General features: G+C 64.6%; 16 protein-coding genes and 1 tRNA gene. 6 read left to right on the top strand and 11 right to left on the bottom strand.

Annotation, left to right across the window (positions count from 1 at the left end):
- The first annotated feature begins 79 nt into the window (after positions 1-79).
- Entirely contained in the window at positions 80-1,129 is a 1,050-nt protein-coding gene (locus U0042_RS13485; protein ID WP_232833306.1) for a LysR family transcriptional regulator, read from the top strand.
- 439 nt (positions 1,130-1,568) lie between these two features.
- On the opposite strand, the gene U0042_RS13480 is transcribed toward U0042_RS13485, so the two are convergent.
- From U0042_RS13480 to U0042_RS13470, 3 genes are read right to left on the bottom strand one after another with little or no spacing between them, the layout of a single operon-like run.
- Positions 1,569-1,988: an ExbD/TolR family protein gene (locus U0042_RS13480; protein ID WP_017776227.1), complete on the bottom strand. Its 420-nt coding sequence runs from the start codon at positions 1,986-1,988 to the stop codon at positions 1,569-1,571.
- A gap of 18 nt (positions 1,989-2,006) precedes the next feature.
- A complete protein-coding gene (locus U0042_RS13475) occupies positions 2,007-2,726 on the bottom strand; it encodes a MotA/TolQ/ExbB proton channel family protein (RefSeq protein ID WP_114810347.1) in 720 nt (239 codons plus the stop codon).
- Between the two features lie 43 nt (positions 2,727-2,769).
- Entirely contained in the window at positions 2,770-3,525 is a 756-nt protein-coding gene (locus tag U0042_RS13470; RefSeq protein ID WP_114810348.1) for an energy transducer TonB, read from the bottom strand.
- Between U0042_RS13470 and U0042_RS13465 the strand changes: the two genes are divergently transcribed.
- Positions 3,505-3,720, top strand: a complete 216-nt coding sequence (locus U0042_RS13465; protein ID WP_157977801.1) for a hypothetical protein — start codon at positions 3,505-3,507, stop codon at positions 3,718-3,720. The genes U0042_RS13470 and U0042_RS13465 overlap by 21 nt on opposite strands.
- 168 nt (positions 3,721-3,888) lie before the next feature.
- On the opposite strand, the gene U0042_RS13460 is transcribed toward U0042_RS13465, so the two are convergent.
- The 6 genes from U0042_RS13460 to U0042_RS13435 all read right to left on the bottom strand — a co-directional run bounded on the left by U0042_RS13460 (position 3,889) and on the right by U0042_RS13435 (position 9,348).
- Positions 3,889-4,140, bottom strand: coding sequence for a (2Fe-2S)-binding protein (locus U0042_RS13460; RefSeq protein WP_114810349.1), 252 nt, complete (start codon positions 4,138-4,140; stop codon positions 3,889-3,891).
- A gap of 268 nt (positions 4,141-4,408) precedes the next feature.
- Positions 4,409-5,293, bottom strand: coding sequence for a glutamate racemase (gene murI / locus U0042_RS13455; RefSeq protein WP_114810350.1), 885 nt, complete (start codon positions 5,291-5,293; stop codon positions 4,409-4,411).
- A gap of 16 nt (positions 5,294-5,309) precedes the next feature.
- Complete coding sequence (bfr, locus tag U0042_RS13450; RefSeq protein ID WP_114810351.1) at positions 5,310-5,789, bottom strand: bacterioferritin; 480 nt, start codon at positions 5,787-5,789, stop codon at positions 5,310-5,312.
- A 228-nt stretch (positions 5,790-6,017) separates the two neighbouring features.
- Positions 6,018-7,541, bottom strand: coding sequence for a fumarate hydratase (locus U0042_RS13445; protein ID WP_114810352.1), 1,524 nt, complete (start codon positions 7,539-7,541; stop codon positions 6,018-6,020).
- A 76-nt stretch (positions 7,542-7,617) separates the two neighbouring features.
- Positions 7,618-8,226 carry a TIGR00645 family protein gene (locus U0042_RS13440; protein ID WP_114810353.1) on the bottom strand — a complete coding sequence of 203 codons (609 nt, stop codon included), beginning with the start codon at positions 8,224-8,226 and terminating at the stop codon, positions 7,618-7,620.
- Between the two features lie 222 nt (positions 8,227-8,448).
- The gene (locus U0042_RS13435) at positions 8,449-9,348 is read right to left on the bottom strand and encodes a DMT family transporter (protein ID WP_114810354.1); all 900 of its coding nucleotides are present in this window, start codon (positions 9,346-9,348) and stop codon (positions 8,449-8,451) included.
- 375 nt (positions 9,349-9,723) lie between these two features.
- Between U0042_RS13435 and acs the strand changes: the two genes are divergently transcribed.
- The 4 genes from acs (at position 9,724) to U0042_RS13415 (ending at position 14,353) form a co-directional block, all read left to right on the top strand.
- Positions 9,724-11,706 carry an acetate--CoA ligase gene (acs, locus tag U0042_RS13430; protein ID WP_114810355.1) on the top strand — a complete coding sequence of 661 codons (1,983 nt, stop codon included), beginning with the start codon at positions 9,724-9,726 and terminating at the stop codon, positions 11,704-11,706.
- Between the two features lie 116 nt (positions 11,707-11,822).
- The gene (locus U0042_RS13425) at positions 11,823-12,188 is read left to right on the top strand and encodes a DUF4212 domain-containing protein (protein WP_114810356.1); all 366 of its coding nucleotides are present in this window, start codon (positions 11,823-11,825) and stop codon (positions 12,186-12,188) included.
- Positions 12,185-14,203 (top strand): sodium:solute symporter family protein, encoded by a 2,019-nt coding sequence (locus U0042_RS13420; protein WP_114810357.1) that lies wholly within the window; start codon positions 12,185-12,187, stop codon positions 14,201-14,203. The genes U0042_RS13425 and U0042_RS13420 overlap by 4 nt, the downstream gene beginning before the upstream one ends.
- 59 nt (positions 14,204-14,262) lie before the next feature.
- Positions 14,263-14,353 (top strand) — tRNA-Ser (locus tag U0042_RS13415).
- Here the strand turns inward: U0042_RS13415 and U0042_RS29965 are convergent.
- Positions 14,313-14,729, bottom strand: a complete 417-nt coding sequence (locus U0042_RS29965) for an ogr/Delta-like zinc finger family protein (RefSeq protein ID WP_419150527.1) — start codon at positions 14,727-14,729, stop codon at positions 14,313-14,315. The two genes, U0042_RS13415 and U0042_RS29965, sit on opposite strands and share 41 nt — an antisense overlap.
- 51 nt (positions 14,730-14,780) lie before the next feature.
- The gene (locus U0042_RS13410; protein WP_114810359.1) at positions 14,781-15,158 is read right to left on the bottom strand and encodes a hypothetical protein; all 378 of its coding nucleotides are present in this window, start codon (positions 15,156-15,158) and stop codon (positions 14,781-14,783) included.
- Between the last annotated feature and the right edge of the window lie 378 nt (positions 15,159-15,536).

Below are 15,536 nucleotides of genomic sequence, written 5' to 3'. Positions count from 1 at the left end.
CCCGGCTATTATAGGAACGGTCTTTACGCCGTTCAGTCGCCCTGCGCGCAATGGATTGTCCTGCTCATGGAACAATGAGATGAAGATCGATTCCCACAACCTGAACGACCTGATGTATTTCTCGCAGGTCGTGGAGCATGGCGGCTTCTCCGCAGCGGAACGCGTGCTCGGCATTTCGAAGTCGCGGCTCTCGCGGCGGCTCTCGGAGCTCGAGGCATCGCTCGGCGTGCGTCTGTTGCAGCGTTCCACGCGCAAGCTCGCGCTGACCGAGGCCGGGCAATTGTTCTACGGGCACTGCCAGGCCATGCTGAGCGAGGCGCAGGCCGCCGTGAACGTCGTGCAATCGCTGCGATCGTCGCCGCGCGGCACGGTGCGGGTGAGCGTGCCGGTCACGCTTTCGCAGACCATCCTTTCGCGCGCGATTCCCGACTTCATGATTCGTTATCCGGAAGTGCGCGTGGTGATGCGCGTGACGAATCGCGTCGTCGATCTCTTCGAAGACTCCGTCGATGTCGCGTTGCGCGTGCGCTCGGACCCTCCGGAAAATGCCAACATCGTGGTGCGACCGCTATGGCGCACCGAGCAGATGCTGGTGGGCGCGCCCAGCCTCTTGAGCCAGAACGCGCCGCCGCTCACGCCTGCGGACCTCTCGCGTTTCGACACGCTCGATACGCCCACGAGCGACGGTCGTCACATGTTCCAGCTCATCGCGCCGGATGGCACGCGCCACATGCACGAGCACGAACCGCGCCTCATCACGGCGGATCTGTCGACCATTCGGGAAGCGGCGCTCTCGGGGCTTGGCATTGCCGCGTTGCCGGAGATGATGTACGGCGCCGCGCTGCGAACAGGCAAGCTGTCGCCGGTGATGCCCGGCTGGACCTTGCCGACACCGCAGCTCTACGCCGTCTTTCTCTCGCGCCAAGGGATGGTGCCGGCGGTGCGTGCATTCGTCGATTATCTCGTCGAAGTGCTCGGCAGGAGCGATGCGCATAGCGAATGTCCCCTGCAAGACGACGTGATGGCTGTGGTCGCGGCGAATGCGGCGGCCAGCACGGTTAATGCCGACGATGCGCGCGCGGTGGTCGGCAATCCGGCGAGCAAGAAGTCCGGCGTCGAGGTGGTATAGCGCCGCAGCGGCGCGACCTATATGCGCCCTTCAACATCGCGAGGCCACGAGCAGCAGGCCTCTTCGCCGACGCTCATTTCTTTTGTCATTTAAGCGTCGCCGGCAATCACTTCTTTCAATTGCTCGATGCTTGAATGCGCGCGGCACGAGGCCTATATTGAGGGTGCCTTTCGCCAAGCCTGTTGCTTGAGCGGGAGTTGATGGCAGCTATCATAGCGAGCCTTCTAGGGCAGAGCACAACCGTGGCAATCACGGCATGTTGCATGCGTTCGCGCCGGCCACGTCAATGGCTGTCGAGTCCGCCGCCCGAATGCGCCGCGTGCGCACGAAAAAAGGCCTTCATCTGACGATGAGGGCCTTTTACTTTATGCGACTCCTTACGTTCCGACCTGCTGTCCCGCGCGGGACGATCGCGCCGATGGAGCGTGGGAGTGTGTGTTTACCGCGCGTTCGGATCGGTCACAAAACCGATCTTCGTCAGCCCGCCCGCCTGCGCTGCGGACATCACCTGCGCCACTTTCTCGTAGGGCACCTTGCGGTCTGCGTTCAGGTGCAGTTCGGGCTGCGGCTGCTGTTGAGCCGCAGCCGCGATCTTCGCGCGCAACGTGTCGAGATCCACGGGCGTCTTGTCCCATACGATCGTGCCGTCGGCCTGCACGGAAACACTCACTTGCGCGGGCTTCGTCTCTTCTTTCTGGCTGCTCGCATGCGGCAGATCGATCTTCACGGCGTGGCGGATCACGGGAATGGTCACCATGAAGACGATCAGGAGTACCAACATGACGTCGACGAGCGGTGTCATGTTGATCTCGTTCATCAGGCCGTCGTCATCGTCGGCGGCGAAGGGGCTCATTGCCATCGGGTACCTCGCCTCTCGTTACTGGCCGCGCGCGGCGAGCCGCAGATTGTTCTTCGACGACGAGAGCTGCGTGCCTGTCACGAAGAACGCGTGCAGGCCGTGCGCGAAGCGCTTCAGCTTGCTCACCACTGACTTGTTGGCGCGCGTGAGCGCGTTGTAGCCAAGCACGGCGGGAATCGCGACGAAGAGGCCGAACGCGGTCATGATGAGCGCTTCGCCCACGGGGCCGGCCACCTGGTCGATGGACGTCTGGCCTGTCGCGCCGATGGTGAGCAGCGCGTGATAGATGCCCCACACCGTGCCGAACAGGCCGACGAACGGCGCGGTGCTACCCACCGACGCCAGCACCGCGAGCCCGCTTTGCATGCGCGAGATGGCTTCGTCCATCGTGTCGTTGAGACAGCGCGTGATCCAGTCCGATACGTCCATGCGATCGTGCAGATGCGGTTGCGTCTGATGATGATGCTCGGAGGCTTCCTGGCCCGAGAGCGCCAGCGCGAGGAACGGATTGTCGGCGCGGGAGCCGCTGCCGAGCTTGCGCACGCCGTCGGCGAAATCGTCGGAATGCCAGAAGGCTTGCTCCGCGTGCTTCGTGAGACGTTTCAGACGCATCACGTTCCAGCCTTTCAGCGCGATCACGCTCCACGACAGCACCGACATCACCGTGAGCGCGATGGCGATGCCACGCGTCACGAAATCCCCTTGCGCCCAGACGTGGGCGATACCGTAGTTCTGCATTTCGATCCTCTTGTTTTGCGTGCCGGTCTCGGCAAAAGCGGCTTCAGTCGTGCAGGCTGAAGTCGAAAGGCTGGGTGTAGGCGGCGCGCACCGGCTCGCCGTTTTCCAGGTACGGCTTGCAGGCACTGTCGCGCATGGCGTCGAGCGCCGCGTCGTCGAGCCGGCTGTAACCGCTGCTTTTCTTCAGCTCGATGTTCTCGATCGAGCCCGTGAGGCCCACCACGAAGCGCACGTACGCGATGCCTGTCTCGCCGCGGCGCCTGGAGAGCGCAGGGTAGTCGGGCTGGGCGATGCGGCAATCCAGGTGCGAGACGTTGCGAGGCGCGTTCAGGGCCATGGCCGGCTTCGCAGACGAGGACGGTGCGGCGGCAGAGCCCGAAGGAGCCGCGGACGTGGCGGCAGGTGCCGGCGTGGCCACGGGAGCCGGCGCGGGCGTCGCCTCCTGGGCCGACGGCGCCGCCGCTTGAGGCAACGGCGTCGGGGCAGGCTTGGGCATCACCTTTTGTTGAGGCTTGGACGGCATTTTGGTCTTTTCGCGCGCGACAGGCGGCGCGGGCTTAGGCTCCGGCGTCGACTGGATCGCAGCCGGAGCCGCCGCGGGTTCGGGCCGCAGCAACTCGGCAGTAATGGTGTGCGACTGGAGCGCGAGCGGCTGCGCGTTGTCGTTGCGCACGCGCAGCGCGACGGCCAGCAGCGCGGCATGGATGGCGGCCACAGTCGCGACCGCAACGACAACGCGGGGCTTCATGCGAAAAGAGGGGGCCGGGTTCATGCCGGCATGGAGACTGAAAACCTGCATGTTAGCGTGGTCGCGCGGCCGGGCGTGCGTCGAAAGGGCGGCTTTTCGCAAGGTGCGGCGTCATTTGTGGAAGATCAGCAAAGAGATGCACAGCGTCATGACGAAACCCATCAGCAATTCCATCCCGGACTCCTCGTCGAGAATGAGCGTCAGCTGGCTGGTTCCGGAACTGGCTTGCTGTCGGTGGTGAAGTGAAGCGCGGCGTTACGCGTGTGGCCGTTACGTCATGCGCTTCGACGCGGCGCTTTGGTGAAACGTGTAATCAGGTCTCGTGGCGCAACACGATGCCGACGTTGCGCTTGCGGTTTCGGCTGCATGGCTCGCGGGTCGTTGCGCTGCCCGGTGTGGTGCGCCGAAGACGCGTCATGCCGCCTTGCGGCCGTAGAACGTGACTGCGGCCGTGACGGGCTGCGCGGCCGGCCGGTCGTGCGCCACGCCGCATTGGCTCGCACAGACACCGCTCTCGGCCATGGTCTGGCGGACGGTTTCCTCGCACTTGCCGCAGCACGTCGCTACGCCGAGCTCGAACTGGAGTTCCTCGAACGTGTCGACGCCTTCCGCGATGGACGCGCGAATCTTCCGGTCGGAAACGGACTTGCAGACGCAGACGATCATGGCTTGGAGCGATAGCTAACGGTAATGCGAATTATTATCATTATGTTGGGCGCATTTGGCAAGTCCCGGCCCTTTCCCCGGAAGGGGATTTTTGTAACGAAACCACTCACATGGGGGCGGAGCGGGCCGGAGGCCGCCTGTATGGGCCCGCCGGGAGTGGCGCGGGCGCGCCGGGCGGCCTTCCCGCGGTCGCCCGCTTGGGCCGGCGGCGCGCCTTGCGGGCCACCGGCGCGGCGACCGGCGTGTGCCTTCGGCAGCGCGGAACGCCTCAGGCCGCCTGCGGCGCCGTCGCGGTCCGTCGCGATGGAATATCGACGCGTTCGACCGGTGCGTCGATATGTAGCAGCGTGAGCGCCATCTGGCGCAGGTGGGCGCCGTCGGCCGTGGAGCAGAACCGCGGTATCGACAGGGACGCGTCGGGGGCTGCCAGCAGGTCGTTTTGGCCAAGCACGCGCTCGAGCTGGCGCGCAATGGCCACGCTCGTATCGATGAGCGTCATGCGCTCGCCCACGATGTCGCGGATGGCGGCATCGAGAAACGGATAGTGCGTACAGCCCAGCACGAGCGTGTCCGCGCCGGCCTCCAGCATCGGCGCGAGGTAGCCTTGCAGCCGCGCGTGCAGGTCGGGCGAGCCGACGTCGCAGCGCTCGATGGCCTCCACGAGTCCGTGCCCGGGCTGGCACAGAAAGCGGCAATCGCCGCCGTGGCGTTCGAGCAAGGCTTGAAAGCGCGCGCTTGCGAGCGTGACCTGAGTGGCGAGCACGCCCACCACCCGTGACTTCGACTGCTGTACGGCCGGCTTGATGCCAGGCTCCACGCCGACGAGCGGCACGGAGAGCTTCTCGCGTACGAGGGCGATCGACTCCGCCGTTGCCGTATTGCACGCCACCACGAGCGCCTTCGCGCCTTGCGCCACGAGCCACGAGCAGATCGCGAGCGTGCGGTCGGCGATAAAGTCCGCGTCGCGCGCGCCGTAGGGCGCATAGCGGGAATCGGCGGCGTAGACGATCGATTCGGCGGGCAGCATTGCGTGCACGGCGCGCAAGACGGACAGGCCGCCCAAACCCGAATCGAAGATGCCGATCGGTGCCTGGCGCGCGAGGGACGGGCCGGAAGGGGAGGCGGGCGCGAGCGCGCCCAGGTTCGGGCTCATATCGGGATTCGGCGCATCAGGATTCGGCGGAACCCATGGCCGACTGCTGGTAGTTCTGGATGCCGACCTTGTCGATGAGATCGAGCTGGGTTTCGAGCCAGTCGATGTGCTCTTCGGTGTCGTCGAGAATCTTCACGAAGATTTCGCGGGAAACGAAGTCGCGTACCGACTCGCAATACACGATGGCTTCCTTGCAGGTGGCCTGGGAGCCCTGTTCGAGCTTCAGGTCGCATTCGAGGATTTCCTTCGTTTCCTCGCCCACGAGCAGCTTGTGCAGGTCCTGCAGGTTCGGCAGTCCGTCGAGCATGAAAATGCGCTCGATCAGCCAGTCGGCGTGCTTCATTTCGCCGATCGACTCGTCGTACTCGTGCTTGCCGAGCTTCTCGAGCCCCCAATGCTTGTACATCCGTGCATGCAGGAAATACTGGTTGATCGCGGTGAGTTCGTTCTTCAGCTGGGCGTTCAGGTATTCGAGGACTTTCTTGTCGCCTTGCATGGTGATGTTCCTTGTGTCTTTTTGGGTCTTCGGCAGGATTCCGACCGGCGTTTGGGCTGAGGTTTTCAACGATAAACGCTGAAATCGCAAAAGCCAAGGCCGGCGGGCCTTACTGACGCTTCCCGAACGAACCGGGGCCAGCCGCTATGACTGGCCCCGGCATCTTGCATGTGCCCTCGCGGGCACTGCGATTCAGACGGCCATGCAGAGCGCGATTCGCGCCCCGGCTCAGGCCGTGGCGACCGGAATCTTCCCGATCTTCGCCTGCCATTCCTTCGGACCGGTCTGGTGCACCGACGTGCCGGTCGAGTCGACGGCCACGGTCACGGGCATGTCCTGCACGTCGAACTCGTAAATGGCTTCCATGCCGAGGTCTTCGAATGCGAGCACCTTCGCGCCGCGAATCGCCTTCGACACGAGGTACGCCGCGCCGCCCACGGCCATCAGGTAAGCGGCCTTGTGCTTACGAATCGCCTCGATGGCCACCGGGCCGCGCTCGGCCTTGCCGATCATCGAGATAAGTCCGGTCTGTGCCAGCATCATTTCCGTGAACTTGTCCATGCGCGTGGCCGTGGTGGGGCCGGCCGGGCCTACCACTTCGTCGCGCACCGGATCGACCGGACCGACGTAGTAAATCACGCGGTTCGTGAAGTCCACGGGCAGCTTCTCGCCCTTCGCGAGCATGTCGGCGATGCGCTTGTGCGCGGCGTCGCGGCCCGTGAGCATCTTGCCCGAGAGCAGCAGCGTCTGGCCCGGCTTCCAGCTTGCGACTTCTTCAGGCGTGAGCGTGTTGAGGTCCACGCGCTTGCTCGTTTCCGTGTTCGGTTGCCATTGGACCTTCGGCCAGGCGTCGAGCGAGGGCGGTTCGAGCTTCGCGACGCCCGAGCCGTCGAGCGTGAAGTGCGCGTGACGCGTGGCCGCGCAGTTCGGGATGATGGCGATCGGCTTGGACGCGGCGTGTGTCGGTGCAGCCATGATCTTCACGTCGAGCACGGTAGCGAGGCCGCCCAAACCCTGGGCGCCGATGCCGAGTGCGTTGACCTTCTCGTGCAGTTCGACGCGCAGTTCCTCGATCCAGTCCCGCGGGCCGCGCGCGATGATCTCCTGAATGTCGATCGGGTCCATCAGCGATTCCTTGGCCATCAGCATCGCCTTCTCGGCGGTGCCGCCGATGCCGATGCCGAGCATGCCCGGCGGGCACCAGCCCGCACCCATCGTCGGCACGGTCTTGAGTACCCAGTCGACGATCGAATCGGACGGGTTCAGCATCGCGAACTTCGACTTGTTTTCGGAGCCGCCGCCCTTGGCCGCGACCTGCACGTCGACCTTGTCGCCCGGCACGATCTCGTAGTGGATCACGGCCGGCGTGTTGTCCTTCGTGTTCTTGCGCGCGCCCTCGGGCGGATTCACGATCGAGGCGCGCAGCACGTTGTCGGGATGCGTGTAGCCGCGGCGCACACCCTCGTTGATCATGTCGGTGACGCTCATGGTCGCGCCGTCCCACCGCACGTCCATGCCCACCTTCACGAACACCGTCACGATGCCCGTGTCCTGGCAGATGGGCCGGTGGCCTTCGGCGCACATGCGGCTGTTGGTGAGAATCTGCGCGATCGCGTCCTTCGCCGCGGGGCTCTGTTCGAGTTCATAGGCGCGGCCGAGCGCCTGGATGTAGTCGAGCGGATGGTAGTAGCTGATGTACTGCAGAGAGTCGGCAATGCTCTGGATCAGGTCTTCCTGTTTGATGACGGTCATGACTAGGCTCAGTGGGGACGGGAACGACGTTGTGCCGGCATGGCACGGCGTCGTTCGCCGCGCCATGCCGGCGAATTCAGTGTTGTGTATCGATGGCGGCCTGCGTTGCCGCTGTCGGCTGACGCGCCGCGAGTTCGTGGAAGTGCTCGGGATGCGTGCTCGTGGTCAACCGGTCGATCCACGCCATCACGAGCGCCGACACGAGGAACGCGCCGTGGATGATCACCTGCCACATCACCGTGTGCGTGGAGTGCTGGTCCGGATTGATGAACGTCTTGAGCAGATGGATCGACGAGATGCTGATGAGCGCCATGGCGAGCTTCACCTTGAGCACGCCGGCGTTGACGTGATCGAGCCATTCGGGCTCGTCGGGGTGGCCTTCCACGCCGAGCCGCGACACGAACGTCTCGTAGCCGCCGATGATCACCATGACGAGCAGGTTCGAGATCATCACCACGTCGATCAGGCCGAGCACGATCAGCATGATGCTGGTCTCGTCGAGTGACATGGAAGCCGTCACCAGATGCCAGACTTCCTTGAGGAACAGGACCACGTACACCGCCTGCGCGACGATGAGGCCGAGATAGAGCGGCACCTGCAGCCAGCGGCTCATGAAAACGAGCCTCGGGAGCGGACGCATGGGCCGGCGGGCGCCGGTTCGCGGGTCGGGACGTGCAGCGGACATAGACAGTGGCGGTATAGGCAGGTGGCGCCGGCGAGCCGGCGATTCGCCGGTGCTGCGCGCCGCAATTCGCGGTTCGGGGCCGGCGGCACACATGAAGAGCGCTGCGCGGCGGGCGCGTTATTGTACAGCGTGGCGGACGTCGGCCGCCGCGACGCGGGCGACGCGCGTCATGCTTCCTGTTGTCGATGCAGTCGTGCAGGCGCCGTGGTCATCCGCGATCGATCAGGGCGTTATGGACGGCACCCGCTTGCTCTTGAGGCTCGCGAGCGCGATGCCTGCCACCACGCACGCGAGGGCCACGCCGTGCGCGAGCGTCGGCCGCTCGCCGAGAAACACGATGCCGTAGGCCGCCGCGGCCACCGGCAATACCGCGCTGAACACGCCGGCCAGACTGCCCGGCACGTGGCGGATTCCCTTCATCCATAGCCAGAAGGAAAAGATGCTGGCCGACAGCGCATACCAGAGCGCGAGCGCCCAGATGCCGGTCGGCACGGCGGCGAAGTGGAACTGCGCGAGCGGCGCGATGCCGAAGGGCAGCATGAGCAGCAGGCCGAAAAAATGCGTGTAGGCGCAGATGTCGATGGGCGCGAGAGTCTGCGTAAGGCGCCGCGACAAGATCACGTAAAACGACTCGCAGCATACGGCGCCGAGCACCATCAGGTTGCCCGTCAGCGAAGACGGTGCCTCGCCGCTCGACGCATCGCCGGCGTGCGCGAGGTTGATGACCACGATGCCCGCCACGGCGAGCGCGATGGACGCGAGCGCGCGGCCGTCCGGCCGCTCGCGCAGGAATAGCCACGAAAACAGCGCGACGACGGCTGGAATGGTGCTCGTGATCACGCCCGCCGCGACCGCGCTCGTGCGATGGACGCCGTTGAGCATGAGCAGCGTAAACCCGAATGTACCGAAGAGCGCCTGAAGGAACAGATTGAACCATTCGCCCCGTCTCACCTGTTTCATCTTCGACAGGCGCAGGAGCGGCCACAGCACAGCCATGGCGACTACGAAACGCAGCAGCGCAAAGAAGGGGACGGGAACAAAGGCGACAATGGATTTGCCGATACCGACGTTGCTGCCCACGAGCAGCATGGCGGCGATGAGAAAGAGGGCGTATCGGTTCAAGCTTCAATCCGGTGGGCAGGTCAGTTAGCATTGTAAGAGCCTGCTTACGAAGGCGTATAGCGCGACCTCGCATGTGCTGAAGCCAGTGCCCGCGCAGGTGAGCGGTGCGCTCGCGTAAGTGCTCGGTAAGTTACCGCGCTTATCGTTACAGGCGGACGGGGCGGTAGCCGCCGCGGTTCTGCCATGATGCAGCGCCGCATGCGGTGCCGCCTCGCGGCGCATCGGCCGGTTGGCTCGTCGAGCATTTCACGGACGCCATGCGCGAGGGCTGGAGACAAATACGGACGGTCCGCCATGAGCGGTGCCGCCAAAGATACGGCGCGCAGCATGCGCGCCACAACGGTTTCACGTTTCATCTTCACCAAGGGGTAGTCGATGTCTGCGATTGAATCGGTTCTTCAGGAACGCCGTGTGTTTCCGCCGCCCGCCGCCATGACGGCGAGCGCATCCGTGCCCGGCATGGATGCCTACCTTGCGCTCGTAGCGGAAGCGGAGCGCGATTACGAAGGTTTCTGGGCGCGTCTTGCGCGCGAGACGCTCACGTGGAAGAAGCCTTTCACGAAGGTACTCGACGAGTCGAATGCGCCGTTCTACACGTGGTTCGAAGACGGCGAACTCAACGCGTCGTACAACAGTCTCGACCGCCACGTCGAAGCGGGCAACGGCGATCGCGTCGCCGTGATCTTCGAGGCCGACGACGGCGCCGTCACCCCGGTCACGTATCGCGATCTGCTCGCGCGCGTGTGCCGCTTCGCCAATGCGCTCAAGAAGCGCGGCATCAAGAAGGGCGACCGCGTCGTGATCTACATGCCGATGTCGATCGAAGGCATCGTCGCCATGCAGGCCTGCGCGCGCATCGGCGCGACGCACTCTGTCGTGTTCGGAGGGTTCTCGTCGAAGTCGCTCAACGAGCGGCTCGTGGACGTGGGCGCTACCGCGCTCGTGACCTCCGACGAGCAGATGCGCGGCGGCAAGGCGCTGCCGCTCAAGAACATCGCCGACGAAGCGCTCGCCATGGGCGGCTGCGATGCGGTGAAGAGCGTGATCGTCTATCGCCGCACGGGCGGCAAGGTGGCGTGGGACGAAGGCCGCGACCTCTGGATGCACGAGATCGTCGCGAACGAGTCCGATACCTGCGCGCCCGAGTGGGTAGGCGCCGAGCATCCGCTCTTCATCCTCTATACGTCCGGTTCCACCGGCAAGCCGAAGGGCGTGCAGCACAGCACGGGCGGCTTCCTGCTGTGGGCGGCGCAGACCATGAAGTGGACCTTCGACTGGAAGCCCACGGACGTCTTCTGGTGCACGGCCGACATCGGCTGGATCACGGGTCACAGCTACATCACCTATGGCCCGCTCGCGATGGGCGGCACGCAGGTGGTGTTCGAAGGCGTGCCGACCTATCCGAACGCCGGCCGCTTCTGGGACATGATCGCGAAGCACAAGGTGAACGTGTTCTACACGGCCCCTACGGCCATCCGTTCGCTCATCAAGGCCGCGGAAGCGGATGCGAAGGTGCACCCGAAGAGCTACGACCTGTCGAGCCTGCGCATTCTCGGCACGGTGGGCGAGCCGATCAATCCGGAAGCCTGGGTCTGGTACCACGAGAACGTGGGCGGTGCGCGCTGCCCCATCGTGGACACGTGGTGGCAAACGGAAACAGGCGGCCACATGATCACGCCGCTGCCGGGCGCAACGCCGCTCGTGCCGGGCTCGTGCACGCTGCCGCTGCCGGGCATCACGGCAGCGATCGTCGACGAAACCGGCCAGGACGTGCCGAACGGGCAGGGCGGCATTCTCGTTATCAAGCGGCCGTGGCCTTCGATGATCCGAACCATCTGGGGCGACCCGGAGCGCTTCAAGAAGAGCTACTACCCCGAGGAACTGGGCGGCAAGCTCTATCTCGCGGGCGACGGCAGCGTGCGGGACAAGGAGACCGGCTACTTCACGATCATGGGCCGCATCGACGACGTGCTGAACGTTTCCGGCCACCGCCTCGGCACCATGGAGATCGAGTCCGCGCTCGTCGCGAATCCGATCGTGGCGGAAGCGGCTGTGGTGGGTCGCCCCGACGACACGACGGGCGAGGCTGTCGTCGCGTTCGTGGTGCTGAAGCGGGCGCGTCCGCAGGGCGAGGAAGCCGTGAAGCTCGCCAACGAACTGCGCGCATGGGTAGGCAAGGAGATCGGGCCGATCGCCAAGCCGAAGGACATCCGCTTCGGCGAGAACCTGCCCAAGACGCGCTCGGGCAAGATCATGCGACGCCTGCTGCGCTCCCTTGCGAAGGGCGAGGCGATTACGCAGGACGTGTCCACGCTCGAGAACCCCGCGATTCTCGAACAGCTCGGCGAGTCGGCGTGAAGCAATGGCTTGAAGCAGCAACCTGATCCACCGGCCTGACGCAAACAAGAGGCCAAAAAGCGCGCTGCGCGGACAATCCCGATTGCCTGCGCAGCGCGTTTTTGCTAAATAGGCGCATGGCCGCGCCGCACCTTTCCTCCCGAACCCCGATCAATCCCTTGCCCGAGCCGCCCGTGGTCACGCAGGCCATGGCACGCGCGCATCGTCGTTACTGGCGCTTCAACGTCGCGCTGATCGCGGTGCTGATGACGATGGGGTTTCTCGTCTCGTTCGTCGTACCGCTCGTGGCGCCCCATGTCGCCAATGTGCGTTTCGCGGGCTTCAGCCTGCCGTTCTATCTGGGCGCGCAAGGCGCCATCCTCGTGTACCTCGCGCTCATCGCCGTCTACATCGTGTTGATGCAGCGCGCGGATCGCGTGCTCCAGACCGCGCTCAACGAAGAGGCCGCTGCGCTGGCCGGTCAACGCCAGCCCAGCGCATGAAGCTCGTCCATCGTCTTATCCGCTCTTACGCGTTCTATACGGTCGGCTTTCTCGCCTTCATCTATGCGCTGTGGCGCGTCGAGTTGACCACCGGGCCGGGCATGTGGATCGGCTACGTGTTCCTGTTCGTGCCGATCGCCGTTTATGCGGTGATCGGTTTGCTGTCGCGCACGTCGGACCTCGTCGAGTATTACGTGGCCGGGCGGCGTGTGCCGTCCGTGTTCAACGGCATGGCCACCGCGGCGGACTGGCTCTCGGCTGCGTCGTTCATCGGACTTGCGGGGTCGATCTATGCCACCGGCTACGACGGCCTCGCCTACATGATGGGCTGGACCGGCGGCTACTGTCTCGTGGCCTTTCTGCTTGCGCCCTACGTGCGCAAGCTGGCGCGCTACACGATTCCCGACTTTCTCGGCACGCGCTTTTCCAGCAATCTCGTGCGGGGACTGGCCGCGGCCGCCGCGATTCTGTGCTCGTTCGTCTATCTCGTCGCGCAGATCCAGGGCGTGGGGCTCATCGCGACGCGCTTCATCGGCGTGGACTTCGCGATCGGCATCTTCTGCGGGCTCGCGGGCATCCTGGTGTGCTCGTTCCTGGGCGGCATGCGGGCGGTGACGTGGACGCAAGTGGCGCAGTACATCATCCTGATCGCCGCGATCCTCATTCCGGTCTCGCTGATCGCACACAAGGACGGGCTCGGCTGGGTTCCGCAATTCAACTACGGGCGGCTCATGGCGCGCGTGGAAGGCCTCGAGCAGAACGTGCGCGATGCGCGCAGCGAGGAAAGCGTGCGCGAGCAGTACCGGCTCGACGCACAGCAATGGCAGACGAAGCTCGACACGCTGCCGCAGTCGTACGTGAAGGAGCGCGGGCGCATCGTCGATGAACTCAACGATCTGCGCCGACACAACGGACCGTTGCGGCAGATCGATGCCCATGAGCGCGCGCTGGCGGCATTCCCGCGCGACGCCGACGCCGCACGCGTGGTGTGGACCCGCAATCGCGACGACCTGCTCGCGCGGGCCGCGGCGCCCGTGCCGATGCGCGAGCCGTTCCCCGCGGCCACCGAAGAAGCGCGCCGCACGCACGAGCGCAATTTCCTCTCGCTGCTGCTGTGCCTCTCGCTCGGCACCGCGAGCCTGCCGCACATTCTCACGCGCTACAACACGACGACCTCGGTGGCGTCGGCACGTCGATCCGTGGGCTGGACACTCGTCTTCGTCGCGCTGTTCTATCTGACCGTGCCGGTGCTGGCCGTGCTCATCAAATACGAGATTCTGACAAACCTTGTCGGTCAGCGATTCGCGGATCTGCCGCGATGGGTGATCGAATGGCATCGCGTCGAGCCTTACCTGATCAGCGTGACCGACGTGAACGGCGACGGCTTCGTGCGCTGGAGCGAGATCCAGATGCAGCCCGACATGGTAGTGCTCGCAGCGCCGGAGATTGCGGGCTTGCCGTACGTGATGTCAGGGCTCATTGCGGCGGGCGCGTTGGCCGCCGCGCTTTCGACCGCCGACGGCCTGCTGCTCACGATCGCAAACGCGCTCTCGCACGACGTGTACTACCACATGGTGGCGCCGCGCGCGTCGAGCCAGCGGCGCGTGACGATATCGAAAATCCTGCTGCTCGGCGTGGCGCTGTTCGCGTCGTGGGTGGCGTCGCTCAACACGGGGAACATCCTCTTCCTCGTGGGGGCGGCGTTCTCGCTCGCGGCGTCGAGCCTCTTTCCTGTGCTCGTGCTGGGCGTGTTCTGGAAGCGCACGACACGGCTCGGCGCAGTGGCGGGCATGGTGGCGGGGCTCGCTGTCTGCGTCTACTACATCGTTGCGACCTATCCGTTCTTCACCCAGTTGACGGGCTTCGCAGGCCCGCGATGGTTCGGCATCGAGCCGATCAGCTCCGGCGTATTCGGCGTGCCGGCGGGCTTCCTCGTGGCCATCGCGGTGAGTCTGCTGGACCTCAAACCCGACGCTTACACGATGGCGCTGGTGGACTACATTCGCCACCCCTGACGGGCATGCGGCACCCTTTGTGCCGGGCACGAGGACTCTGCTATAATTCGCGTCCCGCCGGAGAGATGGATGAGCGGTTTAAGTCGCACGCCTGGAAAGCGTGTATAGGTTAATAGCCTATCGGGGGTTCGAATCCCCCTCTCTCCGCCAGAACGCCTTCCCGAGTAGTTCCAAGAAATCCCGCAAAGCCAAGCTGTACAAGGCTTTGCGGCGAATCTGAAGCTCCAGCTAGTCTCGCAAAATCCCGTAAGATCGCCGAAAATGTCGGGTACTTTTTTTCGTCCTCAACCCCATGGCAGAGAGTCTTCTTCGCAATCTTCAGTGCCGTTCGGCTAAGCCCCGTGCGACCGTGTACCGGCTGAATGATGGTGGCGGAGGGCACAACTGTGCGTACCGCTTCGAGGTGCGCAATGTAGACGTGGCCACGTTCCTCGTTCTCGCAGCGATAGCGTATTTCCCGCAGCGTGTCAGACAGCTTCCGGATCGATCGGGCCACGGCCCGCGACTGGCAGACCGGACAGGCAATGGAAACGGACGCAGGGCCTGGAGGGCACCTTCGAGTTCAGGGGTCACCTGCCTACTGTGTAGCATCGTATTGAGCGCAGAGGGAGCAAATCTTCCTTCCAGTACGCCCTTCACGAGCCCACCCGCAGGTACCCAGCCGGTCCTGCTGCGCCAGTGCGCCCAGATCGACGCTGCCCACCACAGCGGCCAGTTCCCCCCGCATGGTAGCCCTGAACGGCTCAGCCAGGCGTCGCAGTTCCGCCTCGATGATGTCGCCGCCGGCCGCCGCAACGGCGCGCGCCATGGCTTCTCCGCACTGCGCCAGCGCCGAGCGAGCAACCTGCTGCACATGCGCATCGACCGCTTCCGAATGCGCGCACTCGTAGGTTACGGCGGCCCTGTCGGCTGCAATGGTTGCCTCGACGAGCGCGCGCGTCATTTCAGCGACCATCGCGCGGTATTCCTCGATGAGGTCTTCGACGTCGCGCCGCGCGGCGAACCGTCCACGAAAACATTGCCCTGACTGACAGCTGGTCCGCAGCTATCCACGGAACGCTCATTCGGCGCGAAGCCGGCACACAGCATCGCTGTTTCACTCGCCGTCCACACGGGCTTTGCAAGCCATTTCGAAAAGAACAGGCTCCACGCGCCAATAGAAGGCGATCAGTTCCTTGATGGCATATTCGGGGCTCTGGGGATGGGTTCAGTGTCATAGCCGGATCTTGTCCAAACTCAGTCCGTCTTCTTTCTTTTTTCGTGTGATCTATCGTGTCGAGTGTTCAACCCCAGAAGACCGGTTGTCCTGCCTTACGGGACTGCCCTATTAGAT

The sequence above is a fragment of the Paraburkholderia kururiensis genome (genome assembly GCF_034424375.1).
Lineage (GTDB): Bacteria > Pseudomonadota > Gammaproteobacteria > Burkholderiales > Burkholderiaceae > Paraburkholderia > Paraburkholderia kururiensis_A.
Note: the sequence above shows the minus strand (reverse complement) of the source record. Positions and strands in the feature narration are given on the sequence as shown.

Bases quoted from the DNA above. Each gene is read 5' to 3' on its own strand.
- U0042_RS13485 (WP_232833306.1), top strand. From the start codon at position 80: ATGAAGATCGATTCCCACAACCTGAACGACCTGATGTATTTCTCGCAG.
- U0042_RS13480 (WP_017776227.1), bottom strand. From the start codon at position 1,988: ATGGCAATGAGCCCCTTCGCCGCCGACGATGACGACGGCCTGATGAAC.
- U0042_RS13475 (WP_114810347.1), bottom strand. From the start codon at position 2,726: ATGCAGAACTACGGTATCGCCCACGTCTGGGCGCAAGGGGATTTCGTG.
- U0042_RS13465 (WP_157977801.1), top strand. From the start codon at position 3,505: ATGGAGACTGAAAACCTGCATGTTAGCGTGGTCGCGCGGCCGGGCGTG.
- U0042_RS13470 (WP_114810348.1), bottom strand. From the start codon at position 3,525: ATGCAGGTTTTCAGTCTCCATGCCGGCATGAACCCGGCCCCCTCTTTT.
- U0042_RS13460 (WP_114810349.1), bottom strand. From the start codon at position 4,140: ATGATCGTCTGCGTCTGCAAGTCCGTTTCCGACCGGAAGATTCGCGCG.
- murI (WP_114810350.1), bottom strand. From the start codon at position 5,293: ATGAGCCCGAACCTGGGCGCGCTCGCGCCCGCCTCCCCTTCCGGCCCG.
- bfr (WP_114810351.1), bottom strand. From the start codon at position 5,789: ATGCAAGGCGACAAGAAAGTCCTCGAATACCTGAACGCCCAGCTGAAG.
- U0042_RS13445 (WP_114810352.1), bottom strand. From the start codon at position 7,541: ATGACCGTCATCAAACAGGAAGACCTGATCCAGAGCATTGCCGACTCT.
- U0042_RS13440 (WP_114810353.1), bottom strand. From the start codon at position 8,226: ATGTCCGCTGCACGTCCCGACCCGCGAACCGGCGCCCGCCGGCCCATG.
- acs (WP_114810355.1), top strand. From the start codon at position 9,724: ATGTCTGCGATTGAATCGGTTCTTCAGGAACGCCGTGTGTTTCCGCCG.
- U0042_RS13425 (WP_114810356.1), top strand. From the start codon at position 11,823: ATGGCCGCGCCGCACCTTTCCTCCCGAACCCCGATCAATCCCTTGCCC.
- U0042_RS13420 (WP_114810357.1), top strand. From the start codon at position 12,185: ATGAAGCTCGTCCATCGTCTTATCCGCTCTTACGCGTTCTATACGGTC.
- U0042_RS13410 (WP_114810359.1), bottom strand. From the start codon at position 15,158: ATGGTCGCTGAAATGACGCGCGCGCTCGTCGAGGCAACCATTGCAGCC.